General features: G+C 60.4%; 5 protein-coding genes. 2 read left to right on the top strand and 3 right to left on the bottom strand.

All coding sequences use genetic code 11. The features are described 5' to 3' along the window. Nucleotides 1–125: 125 nt before the first annotated feature. Both ACOCD2_RS13210 and rnd read right to left on the bottom strand, forming a co-directional pair. Entirely contained in the window at nt 126–479 is a 354-nt protein-coding gene (locus ACOCD2_RS13210) for a hypothetical protein (protein ID WP_293648223.1), read from the bottom strand. Between the two features lie 86 nt (nt 480–565). Then, nucleotides 566–1,717 (bottom strand): ribonuclease D, encoded by a 1,152-nt coding sequence (rnd, locus tag ACOCD2_RS13205; RefSeq protein ID WP_293648226.1) that lies wholly within the window; start codon nt 1,715–1,717, stop codon nt 566–568. A 65-nt stretch (nt 1,718–1,782) separates the two neighbouring features. Between rnd and mpl the strand changes: the two genes are divergently transcribed. Both mpl and ACOCD2_RS13195 read left to right on the top strand, forming a co-directional pair. After that, entirely contained in the window at nt 1,783–3,147 is a 1,365-nt protein-coding gene (gene mpl, locus ACOCD2_RS13200; RefSeq protein WP_293648229.1) for a UDP-N-acetylmuramate:L-alanyl-gamma-D-glutamyl-meso-diaminopimelate ligase, read from the top strand. Then, complete coding sequence (locus ACOCD2_RS13195; RefSeq protein ID WP_293648232.1) at nt 3,144–3,755, top strand: flavin prenyltransferase UbiX; 612 nt, start codon at nt 3,144–3,146, stop codon at nt 3,753–3,755. Before mpl ends, ACOCD2_RS13195 begins: the two co-directional genes overlap by 4 nt. Before the next feature lie 6 nt (nt 3,756–3,761). On the opposite strand, the gene ACOCD2_RS13190 is transcribed toward ACOCD2_RS13195, so the two are convergent. Further along, on the bottom strand, nt 3,762–4,398 hold a 637-nt coding region (locus tag ACOCD2_RS13190; protein ID WP_305802593.1), incomplete at its 5' end, for a hypothetical protein.

The following is a 4,398-nucleotide window of genomic DNA, read 5'->3' as shown; positions in this document are numbered from 1 at the left end:
CCGCGTTTGGATGCCTACTTTGCTTCCCCTCTGGCGCTATGCGCACGACGGGTAAGCAGTGCGGCCTCGCGGCTACTGGGGTCTACCAGCCTTCGCTTCGCTCTCCATGGCTGGCAGCGGAAGAGCTAACGGCTCATGCAGCGTCTGAATTCATCCAGATCGAGTTGGTTGAATACAGGATAGGCCATCGCCGCACATTTCGCCATTAGGTTTGCCGCCGCCTGGGCCTGAGCATTGTCCAGCGTCTGGGGCAGATCCTTCAATCTGGTTTTCTTGCAATGGGGGATGATGATGAACTTCATCTGTGATCGGCACAGTTCGGTGGCGTCCCCACTGCATTCGGTGAACCTTTCACTGGTGCAAAGTGCTTCGATGACCTTGAATTCAGCTTCATTCAGCATGGCGTCTCTGCTGATTTCTCTCCCACTGGCGGTCAAGGTGAAGGCCGCAGTGAAAAACAGGATGGCGATGGCTATCATGTATTTATCTCTCCTGTGGTTCGGGGCCGCAATAGAGTTGCTTTGTTGCTGCTTTTTTATCTCCAAGTGAAAAACCGCCGGTTTGGTCAGGGGGCCTGAAATTTTGCTGTTCCCTGTTCTACAACCACCTGACGTTTGCCTTCGACAAGCTCCTGCAGGGGTTCGCCAGCCAGGGATTTCCGCCATCCCCGGAGCAGCGCACAGTTGTCTTCCCGGTTCAGCAGTGCCAGCAGGTCTTTGCGGCTGGCGATGACCTGGGGTGACAGGCCGGCTTCCACGGCGATGAGACGTAAGGCGGCGCCGAGCAGGTCCAGGGTGGCTTCCTGCCGCGGGGTGGGGCGGGAAGCGGGGCGTTTGTCCCTCGGCAATTGCTCTTTTGGCAACTGTCTGGCCTTTTCGATCAGTTCGAGTATGGCGTCGCCGTTTTTTCTCACGAAACCCGCATCGACACCCCTAACACGTTCCAGCTCCTGTGTGTTCTTTGGTGAGCGGCGGGCGATTTCCAGCAGCACGTCGTCCTTGAGTATCCAGCGTCGCGGCAGGTTTTTTGCCAGTGCCTGCTCCTCACGCCAGGCTGCCAGCGCCTGCAGGATGGCCAGCTTGATACCCTTGATATGCTGGCGTCCCTTGACCTTCTTCCACATGTCCATGGGTTCCAGGGAGTAGGTCTGTGGTGAGGTCAGTGTCCGGAATTCCGCGTCCAGCCAGGTCAGCCGTCCGGCCTGTTCGAGCTGGGATTTCATCTTGCGGTAGGCCTGGCCGAGGTAGATGACATCGTCGAGGGCGTAGCGCAGCTGGGCCTTGTCCAGAGGACGGCGTGACCAGTCGGTGCGGGAGTGATCCTTGGGCAGTTCGGTCTTGAGCACCTGCTGGATCAGCTTGCCGTATCCCACCTGATCGCCAAGGCCCAGCAGGGCGGCGGCGGGCTGGGTGTCGAACAGGGGCTGAGGCAGCACCTGCCATTCGTTGAGGAAGATCTCCATGTCCTGCCGGGCGGCGTGGAACACTTTTTCGATAGCCGGGTTCATCAGCAGATCCCGCAGGGGGCTGAGATCGTTCAGGGCGATGGGATCGATGGCAGCGGCGATTTCACCGTTTGCCACCTGAATCAGGCACAACTTCGGGAAATAGGTGCGCTCGCGCAGGAATTCAGTGTCCACGGCCAGCCAGTCGCTGTCTGCTGCCCTGTGGACGAAGTCCTGAAGCTGTTCCGCGTTGTCGATGAATAATTCCTGCATGATGAACCGGGTTCTGAAGAGGGATGGGGTATCATACCTTTATTGACGCCAATTCAACGATCATTATGCACATTCACATACTGGGTATCTGCGGTACGTTCATGGGCGGCATTGCCCAGATTGCCACTTCACTGGGGCACCGGGTGACGGGATCTGATGCGGGAGTGTACCCGCCCATGAGCACGCAGCTCGAAGCGGCGGGCATCGAACTGATGGAAGGCTGGGATGCGGCGCATTTGCAGCCGGCACCGGATGTGGTGGTGGTGGGCAATGCCCTGTCCCGGGGCAATCCGGCGGTGGAATATATGCTGGACCAGGGATTGCCCTACACCTCAGGCCCGCAATGGCTGGCAGAGCACGTTCTCCAGGGACGCTGGGTGCTGGCGGTAGCCGGCACTCACGGCAAGACCACCACGGCGTCCATGCTGGCCTGGATACTGCAGCATGGCGGGCTGGAGCCGGGCTTCCTCATCGGCGGCGTGCCGCGCAATTTTGGCCAGTCGGCGCGCCTCGGTGACATGCCCTTCTTCGTGGTGGAAGCGGATGAATACGATACCGCCTTCTTCGACAAGCGCAGCAAGTTCGTTCACTACCATCCGCGCACCCTGGTGATGAACAATCTGGAATTCGACCACGCGGATATCTTCGATGACCTGGCGCAGATCCAGCGCCAGTTTCACCATCTGGTGCGCACCGTGCCGGCGTCCGGCCTCATCGTTTCGCCACAGGATGACGGCAACCTGGACGAGGTGCTGGACATGGGCTGCTGGACGCCCGTGGAGTATTTTTCCGCACAGGGGGAGGGCACCTGGCGGGCGGACAACCTCGCCGCCGATGGCAGCGCCTTCGACGTGATCTGCGAGGATCAGAAGGCGGGTCGGCTGCGCTGGAATCTGACCGGCATGCACAACGTGAACAATGCCCTGTCTGCTATTGCCGCCGCCCGTCATGCCGGCGTGCCCGTGGGGGTTTCCATCGATGCTCTGGAGCTGTTCGAGAACGTGAAGCGGCGCATGGAGCTGCGTGGCAGCGTCGGTGATATCCGGGTTTACGACGATTTCGCCCACCACCCCACGGCCATCGAAACCACCCTGGCCGGCTTGCGCGCGCAGGTCGGGGACGGGCGGATCCTGGCGGTGCTGGAACCGCGTTCCAATACCATGCGCATGGGCATTCATGCCGATGCGCTGCCAGCATCCCTGGCGGCGGCGGATGAGGTGTTGCTGTTTTCACCCACGTCCCTGGACTGGGATGCCAGGGCCGTCATGGCCCCCCTCGGTGACAAGTGCCGGGTGCTGGATTCCACGGAGGAAATCGTCTCCCTGCTGGGTCGTGGCGCCAGGCAGGGGGATACCATACTGGTGATGAGCAACGGTGGTTTCGAGAATATTCACGAGCGCATTCTGCAGGCGCTGGAGCAGGCTGCGTGAGTGATCAGCCCATCGCAGTAGCACTGACCGGTGCGTCCGGTATCGCCTATGGCATGCGCCTGACCGAATGCCTGCTGGATGCCGGGCGGCAGGTGCAGCTGCTGTATTCACAGGCGGCGCAGGTGGTGGCCGCCATGGAGCTGGACCTGCAGCTTCCCGGATCGGCTGAAGCGGCGCAGGTGCAGCTGACGGAGCACTTCCATGCAGAACCGGGGCAGCTACAGGTCTATGGACGTCAGCAATGGACGGCGCCGGTGGCCAGCGGTTCCAACCCGCCAAAGGCGCTGGTGGTCTGCCCCTGCACCACGGGCACCCTGGCTTCCATCGCTCATGGTATCAGTGATGATCTCATCGACCGGGCGGCGGATGTCATGCTCAAGGAACGGCGTCAGCTTATCCTGGTGGTGCGGGAGACGCCCTTCTCGGCCATTCATCTGCAGAACATGCTGACGGTGACCCAGGCAGGCGCGCTGGTGATGCCGGCCAATCCGGGGTTCTACTACCAGCCGGAATCCGTGGATGATCTGGTGGATTTCATGGTGGCCCGTATATTGGATCACCTGGGGGTGGAACACAACCTGCTCCCCCGCTGGGGAGCAGATCGCTGAGGGAGATTACTTCAGAAGGTACCAGGCGGCAGCAAACGCAGCGCCTGCAGCGAGGATTGCAATCAGGGTAGCCTTGCCCAAGAGGCTGCTGGTGCCGGCGACTTTGGCCTGCATGGCGGCCAGCTGCTCTTCCATGGCTTCCTGGCTTTCTCTGACGCTGTCCTTCAGTTCGGCCAGGCGCTCGTCGATAAGGCTTTCCAGGCGGGAGCCTGACTGTTCCATGACATCTTCACGCAGCCTGATCTCCTGTTCCTTGATGTCTTCCAGCGCGGTTTCCACCTGCTGGCGCAAGGCTTCGAGCTGAATGCGGCTGTTGCCCGTATCCATGGCGATCTGTTCTTTGACCTGGGAAATCACACGGTCGTCCATCTTTTTCAGGCTGTCGTGAATCGGCTGCAGCTTCTCCTCGCCGGACTTTGCCAGCTCGGCAAGCTTCTGCTCCATGTTCTTTTCGACGCCGGTGACGTTGTCGCGAACGGATTTCAGCAGTGTCTCCACTTCTGTCATTATGGTGCCCTTGATGGCATCCATGTCGATTGCCGGGGCTGCAGCCGCTTCTTCGGGCGCTGCTTCTTCCTCGGGTGTTTCCTCGGTGACGGTTTCCATGTTGATGGTGGCAAGAACGGCCTTTAGCTTGTCTTCC

Origin of the sequence: Thiolapillus sp., from assembly GCF_048562965.1 — a bacterium.
GTDB classification, from domain to species: Bacteria; Pseudomonadota; Gammaproteobacteria; order Chromatiales; family Chromatiaceae; genus Thiolapillus; species Thiolapillus brandeum_A.
Note: the sequence above shows the minus strand (reverse complement) of the source record. Positions and strands in the feature narration are given on the sequence as shown.